This window comes from Mycobacterium sp. NTMscope_Eco_3 (assembly GCF_976985685.1).
Map to the genome: position 1 here is coordinate 2,822,193 of NZ_CDRJYZ010000001.1, position 14,760 is coordinate 2,836,952.

Genomic DNA, 14,760 nt, shown 5'->3' on the forward strand with positions numbered 1-14,760 from the left:
GGCTCCGACGGCCCATTCGGCCGCTTCGATCGTCAATGCCGAAAAGTTGGAGCGGCGACCGTCAAATTAGTTAAATGTTTAGAGCATAGTGGGTGGGACGGGAGGTGCGCAGTGACGGCTGGCAGTATCGCCGCACTGCTGGATGGGTGTGCCTCCAGCAGGCCGGACCGTCCGCTGTTGCGCGACGTCACGGGCAAGGTGTTGACCGTGGCCGACGTCGCCACGCTGTCCCGCGCCGCGGCGGATTGGCTGTGGGACGCCGGAGTGAGACCGGGGATGACAGTCGCATGGCAAATGCCCTCGCACGTCAACGCGGCGGTGGTGATGCTGGCGCTGGCCCGCATGCCCGTCGTTCAGGCGCCGGTGTTGCACCTCTATCGACGCCGCGAGGTGTGCGCGGCGGTCGACGTCGCCCACGCGGACATCCTGCTGGTTGACGAGTCGACGGCCGCGAATGCACCCGGGATACCGGCGGTCTCGGTGCCCCCCGACCTCGTCCGCCGACTCCAGACATTGCCGGCCGCGAGTTCAGCGTTCGACGGGCCGCACTCCCCAGCAGAGCCACGCTGGGTGTACTTCACCTCGGGCACCACAGGCCGCCCGAAAGCCGTACAGCACACCGATGCCACCCTGCTCAGCGCCGCCCACGGTTATGTCGCCCATCTCGGTGTGGGCGCCCATCCGCGGGAAGTCGGCACCATCGCGTTCCCCATCGCTCACATCGGCGGCATGGTCTATCTCGCCACCGCTCTGTTCGGCGACTTTCCGGTGTTATTGATCCCCAAGGTTTCCGCAGATGACTTGCCTCGGGTACTTGCCGAGCACCACGTGACCGTGACCGGAGCGAGCACCGCGTTCTACCAAATGCTCCTGGCCGCCCAAATGGCCGCGCCGACAACCGAATTGCTGATGCCATCGCTGCGGATGCTGATCGGCGGCGGTGCCGCGTGTCCGCCCGAGGTGCACAAGCAGGTGCGTGAACACCTGCGTGTACCGGTCGTACATGCCTACGGGATGACCGAGGCACCGATGATCTGCGTCAGCGAGGCCAGCGACACCGATGAGCAACTGGCCAACAGCGCCGGCCGACCCATCCCCGGATCGGAGGTGCGGATCGGGGCCGGCGGCGAAATCGAGTTGCGCGGCGCCAACCTGACACCTGGATACCTGCAGCGCGAGGAATGGGCCCACGCGCTCACCGCGGACGGATGGTTCCGCAGTGGCGACCGTGGTTACCTTCGCCCGGACGGGCGCATCGTGGTCACCGGACGTACCAAGGATCTGATCATCCGCAAGGGCGAAAACGTTGCCCCTGACGAGATCGAAAATGAACTGCTGGCCCACCCCCTGGTCGACGAGATCGCGGTGCTCGGCCAGCCTGACGAGCTGCGCGGTGAGCTGGTGTGCGCGGTGGTGCGTCGTTCGCGCCGCCACCGTGACGTCACCCTGGATGAGCTGTGCACGTTCCTCGACGAACGCGGGCTGATGAAACAGAAGTGGCCCGAGCGGCTCGTCCTCGTCGACGAGTTCCCGCTGACGGGCCTCGGCAAGATCGCCAAGTCCGAGCTGGCCCGGCAGATCGCAGGAGGAAACGGATGACGGCGTTGTCCCCTGATGAGCGTCAGGAACTCGCGCAGTCCGTGCGCTCCGCCTGTCAGCGACTGGCATCCGCTGACCGGGTGCGCGCCGTCGCGTACGGCGAGGGGGGCCACGACGGCGGAGATGTGCACTCCGGCTTCGACACGGGACTTTGGGACGTGCTGTGCAACCAGGTGGGGGTGGCCGCCATTGCGCTTCCCGAGCACCTCGGTGGCGCAGGTTACGGCACGTCCGCGCTGGGTGTGGTCGCCCACGAACTCGGCCGCGCACTGGCCCCGGTGCCGTTTGTGAGTTCCACGGTGCTGGCCACCGGCCTGCTGCTCGGCTCGACCGAGCGCGACCCCGACGCCGACAAGCGACTCACGGGGCTCATCGAAGGTCGCCGCACCGCCGCAGCAGCCCTCACCGGCGACGGTGGGTTGTGGCGTCCGTCCGCGGTGACGCTCAGTGCCGCCCGGACCGGGGACGACTGGCGCATCGACGGCACGGTGCGCCACGTGCTGGGGGGGTCCGCCGCCGACGACCTCGTCGTGGTCGCCGCCGCCGAGGATGGCGAACCGGCGCTCTTCCTGCTCGACCCGGCCGTAGACGGCGTCGTCGCCGAGGCCGAACGCGTACTCGACGGCACGAGACCGATGGCCACGATCACGCTGAGCTCGGCGCCGGCGGTGCGGCTGTCCGGTGGCGGTCCGATCGGTGACGTCGTCGGCCGCACCGTTGACGTGACGCTGGCGGTGCTGTCGGCCGAGCAAGTCGGCGCGTGCGAACGGGTGCTCGAGATCGCTACGGACTACGCCCGTACCCGCGAACAGTTTGGGCGGCGGATCGGCAGCTTTCAGGCCATCAAGCACAAGTGCGCCGACATGCTGGTGGGTCTCGAGTGGGCGCGGTCGGCCTCGCAGGCAGCCCTGGAAGCTCTCGACGGTGCGGATGCTGCAACTGCCGGCGAAGCGGACTGGCGCGCGAGCATGGCCAAGGCGGTGTGCTCAGAGGCGCTGCGCGATGCGGCGAAAGCGAACGTCCAGATTCACGGCGGCATCGGCTTCACCTGGGAGGATTCCGCGCACCTGTACTTCCGGCGCGCCCGCACGGACGAGGTGGTGTTGGGATCCCCCGCTCAACACTGGGACCGTCTCGCCGCCGAGGCGAAAATCCTGTGACGGGATCCTGTGACCGCTGCCGTCAATCGGCGTCGTCGAACGGCAGGCCGAGCAGAGTCGTCTCCACTTGCCGCCACCGAGTCGCCAGCTCGGCAGCATCACAGTCCAGCGCCTGCTCGAGCAGCGGGCCCAGCAGGATAGGCGCCACGTCGATCAGCACGGCCATCGCCGCCATCACGTCGAGATGTTGCCCATCTGGCCGAGCCTCGGCAATGCGTTCGCGGCGGTGCTCAACGGCGCCGCCGAACCATTCGGCGTCATCGGTCGTGGTGGATTCAAGTAGCCTGCGCCGAAGGTAAGCGGCCACAACGGGATTGGCAACCAGGAATGCGTCGTAGCGAGCCGAATCGACACCCAGATTCGCCTCTCCAGGAAGCAGGCCGGCGCCGATGTCGGTGAGCTGTTGTGACACCCAGGCCTGCACCTCCGACAACAGACGCTGCTTGGTCTTGAAATGATGCTGTACCAGACCGGGCGACACATCGGCGCGTTCGGCGACCGCCTTGAGGGTCGGTCCGCGGTAACCTCGCTCGCCGAACAGCTCCATGGCCGCGTGGCGGATTCGTTGTCGCGGGGTGGTATCCATCGCTCCGTTCGGGATCTTTCTGGACGTGTGCCGGCTACCGAAACCGGGGTTGGCGGTCGCTGACAAAGACAGTAGGCGGTGAAGGGGCCGAGCATCGCGCAACCCGCGGTCAACCCCTTGCCGCTCGGCCTGACGATGTGTTTGTATTGGTTTGTGACACAAGTGTATCGTCGCGGCGATGCCGCGCCCGCCACGGACGTGGTTCGGCTGGACGGTTCCGCGGGCCAACCGCGAGAAGTTCTCGGCAACAAGGGCTTCGGCATCAATGCGATGCGACAGCGCGGTATGCCCGTACCACCGGCATTCTGCATCACCACCGACGTCTGCATGCGCTGGTTTGACGATCCCGAGGGCACCATCGAGAGCATCTGGCCACAAGTGCGTGCTCAGATGGCCTGGCTCGAGGCCGAAACGTCACGCACATTCGGCACCGGGCCGCGGCCCCTGCTGGTCAGCGTGCGCAGCGGAGCCGCGCAATCGATGCCCGGCATGCTCGACACGGTGCTGAACCTCGGCATCAACGACGCCGCGGAAAGGGCTTTGGCCGAGGCGTCCTCACCAGCGTTCGCGAGCGCGGTCCACGAGCGGTTCCAGCGGATGTATCGCAGCATCGTTTTGGGCGACGACCATGGTGTGGTTCCCGAGGATCCGCATCGACAGCTGCGCGAGGCCATCGACGCCGTGTTTCGATCATGGACCGGCGACCGGGCGGTCGCCTATCGACGACACCGGGGTCTCGATGACCGTGCAGGCACCGCGGTAGTCGTCCAGGCCATGGTGTTCGGCAACAGGGACGCCGATTCGGGTACCGGAGTGCTGTTCTCCCGCGATCCCAGAACTGGCGTGGACACGCCATATGGAGAGTGGCTCGCCGGCGGACAGGGCGAAGACGTCGTCTCCGGCAGCATGGACGTCGAATCCATCTCAGCTCTGGCGAACCGGCTTCCTGCGGTATACGACGAGCTGATGCGCGCCGCTCGAAGGCTGGAGAAGTCAACTGGCGACGTCCAGGACATCGAGTTCACCGTCGAGGAGGGCAGGCTGTGGTTACTGCAGACACGGGCGGCCAAACGCTCCGCGCAAGCCGCAGTACGCCTTGCCCTGGCGTTGCGACGCGAGGGATTGATCGATGACGCGCAATCGCTGCTGCGGGTGACTCCCGAAAACATACGGAGTCTGTTGCTGCCCGCTCTACAGCCCGAAACCCGGCTCGCTGCACCGCTTCTCGCATCGGGACTTGCGGCCTGTCCCGGAGTCGCGACCGGCAGGGCGTGTACCGACGTCGATCATGCCATCGACGCCGCCGAACGCGGCGAGGACGTGATCCTGGTGCGCACGACCACCAGTCCCGACGACGTGCAGGGCATGCTCGCTGCACGTGGCATCGTGACCGAGATCGGAGGGGCGACAAGCCACGCGGCAGTCGTCAGCCGGGAGCTGGGCAGGCCGTCAGTGGTGGGCTGCGGTCGCGGCGTGGCCGAAGAACTCGACGGCAGGCTCGTCACCGTCGACGGTAACGAAGGCGAAATCCGCGAAGGCATACTCGAACTCACCGCGTGGTCGGAGAGCGACACCCCGGACCTGAACGAACTGACCGAGATTGCCCGCAAACACCATCGCGCGCAAGGGCACGACAGCAGTGACCATCCGGGCCTGATAGCGATGCTTGCCGCCGTCCATCTCGCGCAACGGTCGAAAGGTGACGATGACTGAACTCGCGGTGCTACAGGGTGTTCGGCTGAAGGGACGTATCGCTACCGACGATTTGGCAGCGACCCTCGGCCAGGAGCCTGCCTCTGTGGCCGGCGTCGTCGATGCCCTCGGCGAGTCGGGCCTTCTGGTCGCAGGCAAGTTCCTGCGCATCACTCCGGAGGGACGCGCACGACTCGGTGAGCTGCTGGCCGAGGAGCGGGCGGCCGTCAATCAGACTTCCGTGACCGCGGCGTACAACGAGTTCCGAGACGTCAATACCGATTTCAAGGCGTTGCTTTCGGACTGGCAACTCAAGGGTGGCGCACCGAACCCCCATGACGACCCCGACTACGACGCCGGTGTGCTGAGACGCCTGGATCACGTCCACGAACGGACCCTGCCGATAATCGCCTCGGTGGCAACGCAACTCCCGCGACTGGCCGACTACGCGGACAAATTGCGCACCGCGCTGGAGAAGGTCCGTTCAGGAGACACTGCTTGGCTCACCCGCCCGATTGTCGACTCGTATCACACTGTGTGGTTCGAACTGCACGAGGAGCTGATCGAAGCCGCGGGACTGACCCGCGAGGACGAAGCGGCGGCGGGTCATGCGTGAGGCTCAGCCCTCAGCCGAGGGCTGCGCGCGTTCCAGGATCTGCACGGTCCCGGTGCTTCCGTCGATGCGGCAGTAGTCGCCCGTGCGCAGCGCGCGGGAGCCGTCTTTGGTGTTGACGATGCAGGGAATTCCCAACTCCCGCGCGATGATTGCCGCATGGTTGAACGTCCCACCGATGTCGACCACCAGCGCGCTGGACAGAAACATCAAGGATGCCCAACTCGGATCTGTCATCCTCGTGACCAGGATCTCCCCGGGTTCCACGTCGGCGCCCGGATCCGCCGGGTCGAGGATCACCTTTACCCGCCCCTCGACGACACCCGCGCTGGCCCCGACACCCTGCAGTTCGGTGATGTGCTCGGTGGAGGAATCTTCGCGTGCGGTGGGCATGCCTTGCCAGGTTTCCGGCAGTGCCATGGCCCGGTATTGATCGTGGCGCTCTCGACGACGGGCCACCACAGCGGTCCAATCATGCTGTTGCGGGGCGGTGATCTCGTCGACGGTCAGGAAGAACACGTCCTCGGGATCGGCCAGGACACCGCGTTCGGCCAGCAACACACCGATCCTGCGCGCGCACGCCCGTGCCATGTCCAGCGACTGCAGGAACGCCGCTTTGGCTACGCCCCGCATCGGTATCCCCCGCTCACCCATCCGAAACACCAGACGCCCGAGCGGCCGCTGCCAGACAGGCAGACTGGCGAGCAATCGCGCTTCGAGCGCAAGGCGTTCTTGGCGCTTGCGTTGCTCAGCGGTGACCGGGTCGGCATCGTCGGCCATGGCCGACCAGCCCGCGAGCGCGCTTCGCAATGGGGCCGGGTCTTCACGCCAGACGCGGCCGGACAGCTCACCCTCGCTGGGGCCGTGGTAGCCGTGCCGCGCCAACAGTTCTTCGACGGAAAGACCGCCCCGCGAGGCCTTCCAAAGGTCTTGGACCATGGCGGTTTCGGCGTGCTCCCCGTACCCGCTGGTGAGTGCGGTGAGATCCCCCACCCCGGCGTGTTGAACCAAGGCCGTAAGTGCTTCGAACGCCGGTTGCACGACGCAGGCGACCGCTTCGCCGTCGAGAATCACGCTGCGCAGGAAGCGTTCTCGTGCATCGGCCAACTGTATGATGGCCTCGGCGTGGCTCATGGTCGCCACCGAACCAATACGACTGCGCCACCACTGATCGATCTTGCGCTGGTTCTCGAGCAGCGTGCGCGGCAGCGTGAGAAAGGCAGTCGTGGACCGCACCGCGATCAACGGATATCGACGGCGGCGGCGCTGGGGGCGGTAGCCCGGCGGCACGATCCCGTAGATGCGCTCGGCCAGACGTGCACCCGTGGTCCCCGGCAGCGAATCCCCCATCCGCGTGAGGAAATCCACGCGGCCGGCCACCCTGCCGAAGAAGATGTTCACCGCGCGTTCGGTGGGGTTGTGCGGCACTCCCCGCTCCCGGCGCGGCAAAACTCCCATCGACACAAACGGTTCGCGCATGCTGCACTCGGCGGGCACACTCCAAATCGACCAGCTCAGCGGGGTCATGACGCCCGGCATCGCCTCACCGATGTTGGAGGAACTCCAGAATGCGTCCGGGGCACTGATCCCGTGTACGGGATTGTCGTCATCGGCAACCAGGTCGAGATGGTCCATCGCCGTCCTTTCATCCGCCCCGTCGGCCTCAGCATACCCGGGCGACGATGTGTTTGTATCGGTTTCAATACACTAGCATTGACATGTCTCCCCAGGGGTGCAAGAGTCGGCTGGTGCCCACGTTCGAGTTCACAGCGAGGCGTCGATGATCACGGCCGCCGACGATGCGTTGCATACTCCGGTCTCGGACGACTTTTGGTGGTCGGAGACGTACTACTTCAACTTCGACGCTCCCGCGGCGGGCCTGTCGTGCATCGTCTACCCTTGGCTGCGCGCGAATCTGGGCATTTCCGCATGTGGCGTCGCGGTTTGGCAGGGCTTCGCCGCATCTCCGTTCCAGATGCGCGTCTACGACTGGCAGCAGCAGCTGCCGATGCCTGACGGCGGTCTGCCCGACGTGGCGTTCGCCAACGGTGTCAGCATCGAATGTCTCGAACCGCTGATGCGCTACCGGCTGCGCTACACCTCGCCCACGTCGATCCGGCAGAAGGTGTCGTTCGACGTGACATGGGAGGGCATTGCGCCGCCCTACGAGGTCCTCAGGCACGACCTGCGGTTCCTCGGCAAGGGTCACTACGACCAACTCGGTCACGCCAGCGGGTGGCTGCAGATCGACGACGAGCGTCACGTCGTCGACTCATATGTCGGCCGGGACCGCTCCTGGGGTCCGCGTCCGGATCTCGGCGACGGTATGGGATACGCCACCACCACGCTCGGAGTCGCCTCGGCCGAATACGGCTGGCATCTCCTGTGCGCCGGCACGTCGGAGGAGGACTATGCCTGCGTCGGCGGGGTCGTGGTGATCGATGGCGTGGTGCGGCAACTTGAGACGGCGTCGCGAGAGGTGTTGCATCGGCACGAATCCGGCCGACCGGAGGTGGTGCGGGTGACGGGCGTCGATGACACCGGACGACGGCTCGATGTCACCGGCGAGGCCCTCAACGGTGCTCCGTTTCACGCCCGGCCGAATTTGTTCTCGTGGGTGACGGCGATGCACTGGGAGGGTGAAGGAGACTGCCGGGGCATTTCGTTCTACGGCCAGGACCAGGACGCTTGGTCGTTCAATTTGTACCGCGACCGGGTCCGCGAGGGACGGTTCGCGATGGGCGCGGAGGCGCCCGCCACCACGTCGCTGCCAATCGGCAACGCACCGACACAGTAAACGGAAGAGCTGACTATGGATTTGGGAATCGCCGGTAAGGTCGCGCTCGTCTCCGGCGGCAGCCGCGGCGTCGGCCGCAAGGCCGCTGAGATGTTCGCCGACGAAGGGTGCAAGGTCGCCGTCGTGGCGCGTGGCAAGGAGGCGATCGATGAGGCTGTCGCGGCCATCCAGGCCAATGGCGGTGCGGCTATTGGTGTTTCGGCGGACTTGACGCTCGAGGGCGATGTCGTTCGGGCCGTGGCCGAGACGACCGAGGCCTTCGGTCCGCCCGATATCGCGGTCTCGAACGTGCATGGCCCCGGCCCCGCGAACTTCGACGACCTCACGGATGAGAACCTCATTGACGCGTTCCAGCGCATGACGATCAGCTTGGTGTACATGGCGCGGGCCTGTCTGCCGCATATGAAGCGACAGGGGTGGGGTCGGCTGGTCAACGTCGGCTCGGGTGCGGCGAAGGAACCGCCTGCGGGGCTGCGGCACATGCTGGCCAACAGCACGCGGGCGGCGGCGGTCGGGCTGAACAAGTCGATGGCTAACGAGCTGGGCAGTTTCGGCATCACAGTCAACACGGTTGCCACGGGCTGGATCGGTACCGAGCGCATGCACGAGTACGTCACGAAAGTTGCCACAGAACGCGGCATCTCACCCGAGCAGGTCCTGAGCACGGTGACCGCCGACATCCCCGCGGGGCGCGTGGGACGCCCGGAAGAGGAGGCGAGTCTGGTCGTCTACCTGGCGTCCGAATTGGGCGGCTACATCAACGGCGAATTCATCAACGTCGACGGCGGCTCCCACCGCAGCGCGTTCTAGGGAGCCGGCATGCTGCAGCCCGTAGGATCTGTTATCGAGATCGCGCACGTTGTCGACGACCTCGACACCGCGATCACGCAATTCGTCGAATTCTGGGGTGCCGGAACGATTTACACCGCGGGTTGAGACATGGCGAAACCAACCATCGACAAAAGTGATCTGACCACCAAGGCGCGCGTACGGGCCGCCGCGCTAGACCTTGTCGGCGAGCAGGGGCTCGATGCGACCACAATCCGCCAGGTGGCCGCACACGCCGGTGTTTCGGTCGGAGTGGTGCAGCACCATTACAAGACGAAAGCCGAGTTGGCCGACGACGTCCGCGCCTGGGTGTTGGCCCGCCTGGTCGACGCCGCGGGGGCCGTCTCCGGCGCACGCATCGATGCGGTCCGCCCGGAACTCGCGGCGTTCGACGACTTGATGTCGGGCAACCCCAAGCTGGCCGCCTACACCCGACGCATCCTCATCGAGGCCACTCCGAATGCCAAGCGGTGGTTCGCCGAAGCGCTGGATCAGACCGTCGAGCAGGTGCGCGAAAAGACCCCCGACGGACTGGCTGCCCGACCCGAGGAGCTACGGACCGTTGCCGCGATGCTGCTGGTCGTGACTTTCGGCCCGGTGATACTCGGGTCGGCGTTGACCGACCTCCTCGACTGCTCTGTCGAGGAGGCCCAGTACCGGTGGCGGCAGGTCGAGGACGGCATGCCGATCACAGCCGCGTTGCCCCGACCCCGGTGATGTGAAAGGTAGGACCAGGCATGACGACGACCGTCGAAGCCACGCGTGACACGCTCATCGCCAAGGACGCGATTCGCGATCTCGTTCTCCAGTTCTGTCGCGCCGTCGACCGTGGCGACGTGGCACTCGCCAGGACCCTGTACGAGAACGACGCCCTCGACGAGCACGGCTTCAATCGCACCAACACCGCGCAGGAATTCCTCGATTCGATCGAGTCGATGGAGGCGCAATTGGCGGTGATCCAGCACAACATTACGAACCACCTGATCCGAATAACCGGCCCGCGCAGCGCAGAGGGTGAGGCCTACATCATCGCGTATCACCGTTCGGAGAGCGAGGATTCCGCGTACCTACTGATCACCGGCGGCCGCTATCTCGATCGCTATTCCAAACGCGGAGGTCAATGGAAGATCGCCCACCGCAAGTGCGTCATCGACTGGGCGCAGGACATGACCGTTCCGGCGAGACTCCGCGACGATTCCATCACCGCCAACGTCGCCACGGGGCGGATGGACGCCGACGATCCTTCCTATGGCTTCTTCGCCGCGTTCATGCGAGGGCAACGGACGTGAATCACTAACTCCCCATGCCGAAATGGTCCGCGAAGCGCGCCAGATAGGTCTCGGCAGATGATGCGGATGTCGCATCGACATGGGCGAGGATCAGGGTGGCCCCGGCCCGCGCCATGCCTTTCACGTATTCATCAAGTGCGTCCACCGCGCGAGCGTCGTCAAAGTCGACCGACGGTGCGGCGACCTGTATTTCAACACTGGCTATATCGCGGCCCGACGCCGTAAGGAGATCACGGAGGGTGTCCACTGCCCGCGAGAAGTCGTCGATGCCTTCGATCGTCGCGGTTCGGACCGACGATGCTACGGCGGCAGGGGCCACTACCGGGCTCCAACCGCTACCGTGTTCGACCACCCTTCGCAGCGTCGCGTTGTTGTTGCCGCCGATCCATAGTGGTGGGTGCGGCTTCTGGATGGGCGCGTCCAGGTTGACTTCACCGTTCGCCGCGAAGGTGGATCCGCTGACCGGCTGCTCGGGGTGTGTCCAGATCCGGCGCAATGCGGCCAGCGATTCGTCGAAAAGCGCCGTTCGATTGTCGAACTCGGCTCCGACAGCAGCGAACTCGGAACGCAGGTAGCCCGCTCCGACGCCGGCGATCAATCGCCCGCCGGAGACGATGTCCAACGACGTGAGGGCTTTCGCGGCCATGTATGGGCTCCGGAAGGGCAGCACATACAGATGCGTCATCAGCCGGATCGTGGTGGTCGTCGCGGCGAAGAAGGCGAGGGCCACGGTCGGGTCGAAGGTATCGTGGCCGCCCGCCCGCCGCCATTTCATCGACGGAGCTGGGTGTTCGGCGAGTGCGATCGCGTCGAAGCCGAGCGCCTCTGCGTGGGTGGCGAGCGCCCGCATGACCGCCGGCTCGCGGAATTCGGCGCTGGCCGTCGGAACATCACTGGGATACTCGATCGAGAATCTCATCGGTCAGTAGATCGATCCGGTGCCGCCGCCATCGAGGTGGAGGTTCATCCCGTTGAAGAAGTCCGCCTTCGTGCTGGCGAGCATCGCGACGGCATAGGCGATGTCGCTGACCTGTCCGATTCGATGAACGGTCTGTCCGGTTCCTTTCAACACGTATTCCGCGGCGCGGTCGAGGTCGTCGCCCCATCCGCGGCGCTCGGCGAAAGTACGTAAGAACGCGCGCAGGCCGTCGGTCATGATCATTCCGGGCATCACCGTGTTGACCGTGACCCCGGTGCCCGCCAGAGCTTTTGACAGGCCCATCGACATATTGATCATCGCCGCCTTGGACTGCCCGTAATCCGGTTGGCCCGATGTCGGGATTATGCCTGCCGCGGACGCGACCTGGATGATGCGCCCCCAACCGTTTTCCTTCATCGCCGGCGTGAGGGCGTGGATGAGGTACCCCGCCGACAACACGTTGCGCTGATATGTGACTCCCCACTCCGACACCGGGAGCGCGAACCACGACTGCACCCCTGACTCCGATGGTCCACCAGCGTTGTTCACCAATATGTCTATCCCGCCGAACGCCGCCGCCGCAGTCTCGGCGACACCCGCCGCGCCGTCCTCGCTGGATAGATCGCCCACCGCGTCGGCTGCCTTCCCGCCGTTCTGCCGGATGCCATCGGCCACTGCCGAAACCCGGTCTGCATTGCGTCCGTGGATAACCACCGACACTCCCTCGGCCGCCAGCATCCTGGCAATTCCGGCACCGATCCCCGAACTACTTCCGGTGACGAGTGCCCGCTTGCCGTCCAGACCCAGCTTCATGACTGACGTCGTCCCTTCACATTGCGGCCCGTCCCAGATTGTCACGGCGCCACCGGCTTTGTCTAGTGGCACTGAACTTAATGTTGGCGTGGCGACACGGGCAAAGCAGCATGGTCGCTATCGTATTGACGATGACGGATAGCCCGAAGGTGCGCCGCGGCCACGCCCGCGCCGCGCTTATCGAGGCCGCGAGGCGGCAATTCGAAGAAGTCGGTTTCACCGCCGCGACGACACTGGACATCGCCAACCGGGCCGGTGTGTCGGAAACGCTGATCTTTCGCTACTTCGGTTCCAAGACCGGACTTTTCGTCGAGGCTGTGCTTACGCCGATGGCCTCGTTCATCAGTGGCCTGGTGGACAGATGGGAAAGCGGCACGCTGCCCGGCGACACGTCGTTCCAAGGGACGATCGGCAGATACATCGACGATCTGTCGGCGGCACTGCCCGACCGAGGTGCGCTCGCACGGGCGACCGTCGAAGCACTTGCGACACATGGGGATGCGCCCGAGATAAAGGAATTCCGGGAGCGGTTGTCGTCCCTGTTCGACACTCTTGCGATCGACATGGAGGCCTATCTCGGCCAGCACGGCCTCCGCGATGCCGATCCGAAGATCATCGTTCGCATGGGGTTCTTGCTCGTGGGTGCCGTCTCGGCCCTTCTGCCCCTTACCTATCCCGACGGCCACACACGGCCATCGCCGCAGCGGGTGAAGCCCGAACTGACGGACTTCATTCTCTACGGTCTGCAATCGCCGCGGCCCTGAGGCTTCTACGACCCACCGGTCGATCGTCTTGTGCACCAGCTCGTCACCGAGGCGCACTATTCGATCCCATCGGCCGAGCACCGCTGAGGCCCGCCCGCGATAGCTGCCTCCATGCCGCTGTCCCATCTCCGCGGGTCGGCGCGGTGTGGATCTGCTTGCAGCGGCAGCGCACGATAAACTACTCTCGAAATAACTAAATGTTTTTATATTTTGGCACATTGAAATGTCCTTGAGGAGCTACCCGTGCCGTTGCAACCCTGGATGGAATTGATCTCTGTCGACGATCACCTGATCGAACATCCGAAGGTGTGGAGTGATCGCCTCCCCACCAAGCACCTGGAGGCGGGCCCGAAAATCATCGAGTGGGAACGCCCCGACACCCACCAGATGTGTCAGGTGTGGGAATACGAGGGCCGGATCTATCCGTACATCGGCCTCAACGCCGTCGCGGGCAAGAAGCCCGAGGAGTACGGCATCGAACCGGTGCGCTATGACGACATGATCCCCGGTTGTTATGACCCCAAGGCACGGGTGGCCGACATGGACATCGACGGTGTGCAGGCGATGACATGCTTCCCGTCGTTCCCCCGATTCGCCGGCGCGGTGTTCGCCGAGGGCGAGGACAAGGAACTCGCCAAGTTGTGTTCGGCGGCCTGGAACGACTTTCACCTCGATGAGTGGGCCGCCACGGCGCCCGACCGGTTCGTCCCGGTGGCCATGCTGCCGTTCTGGGACCTCGAGGCCAGCGTCAAGGAGATCCACCGCGTCGCCGCGAAGGGCGCCAAGTGCGTGACGTTCCCGGACCTGCCCGACCGACTCGGATTGCCTTCCGTGCACTCCGATCACTGGGATCCGGTGCTCTCGGCGATGGAGGAAACCGGCATGGTGCTGGCTCAGCACTTCGGTTCCGGCGGCTTCCCACCGCCGATTGCTCCCGACGCGCCTTTCGCCGTGTTCATCACGCTGATGGGGACCATGTCGATGACCTCGATGACGGACTGGCTGTTCTCCAACACCCTCTACCGACACCCGAAGTTGAAGATCGGCCTGTCTGAGGGCGGCATCGGCTGGATCCCCTACATCCTGGAGCGCTGCGACAGCGTGTGGCGTAAGCACCGCTTCTACAACAACATCAACCAGGATCACCCGCCGAGCTACCTGTTCAAGAAGCACATTCACGGCTGCTTCATCGAGGATGACTTCGGCGTGGAGATGCGCCACATGATCGGCGTCGACAAGATCACCTGGGAGTGCGACTATCCGCACTCCGACTCGTTTTGGCCTCAGAGCCGAGAGCGCGCGGCGCAGGCGTTGGAGAAGGTGCCCGACGACGAGGTGCACCGCATCGTCGAACTGAATGCCCGTGAGTTCTATAACTTTCCGCGGGCGGCGTGACCGGCTGTGACCGACGACGGGGCGACCGGTCGGGCAAGCGTAGAGCGGATCGAGCAACTTCCGCAGTCGGACTGGACCGACCAGGACCTACTCACCAAGGACGAGGCCCGCGGACGCCTCGTCGAGGAGATCGGTCGCACCCGGGCCCGGCTCGAGGAATTGCAGGCCGGTACATGCGACCCGTCTCACCACGATGCCGAGATCACCCTGCTGGCCCGTCGACTCAATGCGATGGAGTCGGTCCGCGACGAATACAACGACTATCTCGACGGGAAGTGATTCCGACCCGTCCTACACCAAGGAGT

General features: G+C 65.2%; 15 protein-coding genes. 11 read left to right on the forward strand and 4 right to left on the reverse strand.

Annotated elements, in window-relative coordinates; all coding sequences use genetic code 11:
- The first annotated feature begins 111 nt into the window (after positions 1-111).
- Positions 112-1,599: a class I adenylate-forming enzyme family protein gene (locus AC0KTM_RS12965; protein WP_472415723.1), complete on the forward strand. Its 1,488-nt coding sequence runs from the start codon at positions 112-114 to the stop codon at positions 1,597-1,599.
- A complete protein-coding gene (locus tag AC0KTM_RS12970) occupies positions 1,596-2,759 on the forward strand; it encodes an acyl-CoA dehydrogenase family protein (protein ID WP_472415724.1) in 1,164 nt (387 codons plus the stop codon). The genes AC0KTM_RS12965 and AC0KTM_RS12970 overlap by 4 nt, the downstream gene beginning before the upstream one ends.
- Before the next feature lie 22 nt (positions 2,760-2,781).
- Here AC0KTM_RS12970 and AC0KTM_RS12975 read toward each other — a convergent pair whose 3' ends face one another.
- Positions 2,782-3,345 carry a TetR/AcrR family transcriptional regulator gene (locus AC0KTM_RS12975; protein WP_472415725.1) on the reverse strand — a complete coding sequence of 188 codons (564 nt, stop codon included), beginning with the start codon at positions 3,343-3,345 and terminating at the stop codon, positions 2,782-2,784.
- Positions 3,346-3,543: 198 nt separating this feature from the next.
- On the opposite strand from AC0KTM_RS12975, the gene AC0KTM_RS12980 reads away from it, so the two are divergent.
- Both AC0KTM_RS12980 and AC0KTM_RS12985 read left to right on the forward strand, forming a co-directional pair.
- On the forward strand, positions 3,544-5,058 hold the full coding sequence (locus tag AC0KTM_RS12980; protein WP_472417474.1) for a pyruvate, phosphate dikinase: 1,515 nt from the start codon (positions 3,544-3,546) through the stop codon (positions 5,056-5,058).
- The gene (locus AC0KTM_RS12985) at positions 5,051-5,653 is read left to right on the forward strand and encodes a MarR family transcriptional regulator (RefSeq protein ID WP_472415726.1); all 603 of its coding nucleotides are present in this window, start codon (positions 5,051-5,053) and stop codon (positions 5,651-5,653) included. The genes AC0KTM_RS12980 and AC0KTM_RS12985 overlap by 8 nt, the downstream gene beginning before the upstream one ends.
- Before the next feature lie 3 nt (positions 5,654-5,656).
- On the opposite strand, the gene AC0KTM_RS12990 is transcribed toward AC0KTM_RS12985, so the two are convergent.
- On the reverse strand, positions 5,657-7,285 hold the full coding sequence (locus AC0KTM_RS12990; protein ID WP_472415727.1) for a PEP-utilizing enzyme: 1,629 nt from the start codon (positions 7,283-7,285) through the stop codon (positions 5,657-5,659).
- Between the two features lie 145 nt (positions 7,286-7,430).
- On the opposite strand from AC0KTM_RS12990, the gene AC0KTM_RS12995 reads away from it, so the two are divergent.
- From AC0KTM_RS12995 to AC0KTM_RS13010, 4 genes are all read left to right on the forward strand, one after another.
- Positions 7,431-8,447, forward strand: a complete 1,017-nt coding sequence (locus AC0KTM_RS12995; protein WP_238956080.1) for a hypothetical protein — start codon at positions 7,431-7,433, stop codon at positions 8,445-8,447.
- Between the two features lie 15 nt (positions 8,448-8,462).
- Positions 8,463-9,257, forward strand: coding sequence for an SDR family oxidoreductase (locus AC0KTM_RS13000; protein WP_275254150.1), 795 nt, complete (start codon positions 8,463-8,465; stop codon positions 9,255-9,257).
- A 129-nt stretch (positions 9,258-9,386) separates the two neighbouring features.
- Positions 9,387-9,992 carry a TetR/AcrR family transcriptional regulator gene (locus AC0KTM_RS13005; RefSeq protein WP_238956082.1) on the forward strand — a complete coding sequence of 202 codons (606 nt, stop codon included), beginning with the start codon at positions 9,387-9,389 and terminating at the stop codon, positions 9,990-9,992.
- 20 nt (positions 9,993-10,012) lie between these two features.
- The gene (locus AC0KTM_RS13010; RefSeq protein ID WP_472415728.1) at positions 10,013-10,564 is read left to right on the forward strand and encodes a nuclear transport factor 2 family protein; all 552 of its coding nucleotides are present in this window, start codon (positions 10,013-10,015) and stop codon (positions 10,562-10,564) included.
- A 4-nt stretch (positions 10,565-10,568) separates the two neighbouring features.
- Here AC0KTM_RS13010 and AC0KTM_RS13015 read toward each other — a convergent pair whose 3' ends face one another.
- Positions 10,569-11,483 carry a TIGR03619 family F420-dependent LLM class oxidoreductase gene (locus tag AC0KTM_RS13015; RefSeq protein ID WP_472415729.1) on the reverse strand — a complete coding sequence of 305 codons (915 nt, stop codon included), beginning with the start codon at positions 11,481-11,483 and terminating at the stop codon, positions 10,569-10,571.
- Between the two features lie 3 nt (positions 11,484-11,486).
- Positions 11,487-12,296, reverse strand: coding sequence for an SDR family NAD(P)-dependent oxidoreductase (locus tag AC0KTM_RS13020; protein WP_238956085.1), 810 nt, complete (start codon positions 12,294-12,296; stop codon positions 11,487-11,489).
- A gap of 131 nt (positions 12,297-12,427) precedes the next feature.
- On the opposite strand from AC0KTM_RS13020, the gene AC0KTM_RS13025 reads away from it, so the two are divergent.
- The 3 genes from AC0KTM_RS13025 to AC0KTM_RS13035 all read left to right on the forward strand — a co-directional run bounded on the left by AC0KTM_RS13025 (position 12,428) and on the right by AC0KTM_RS13035 (position 14,734).
- Entirely contained in the window at positions 12,428-13,060 is a 633-nt protein-coding gene (locus tag AC0KTM_RS13025; RefSeq protein ID WP_472415730.1) for a TetR/AcrR family transcriptional regulator, read from the forward strand.
- Positions 13,061-13,303: 243 nt separating this feature from the next.
- The gene (locus AC0KTM_RS13030; protein WP_139826530.1) at positions 13,304-14,455 is read left to right on the forward strand and encodes an amidohydrolase family protein; all 1,152 of its coding nucleotides are present in this window, start codon (positions 13,304-13,306) and stop codon (positions 14,453-14,455) included.
- Positions 14,456-14,461: 6 nt separating this feature from the next.
- On the forward strand, positions 14,462-14,734 hold the full coding sequence (locus AC0KTM_RS13035; protein WP_472415731.1) for a hypothetical protein: 273 nt from the start codon (positions 14,462-14,464) through the stop codon (positions 14,732-14,734).
- Positions 14,735-14,760 lie beyond the last annotated feature (26 nt).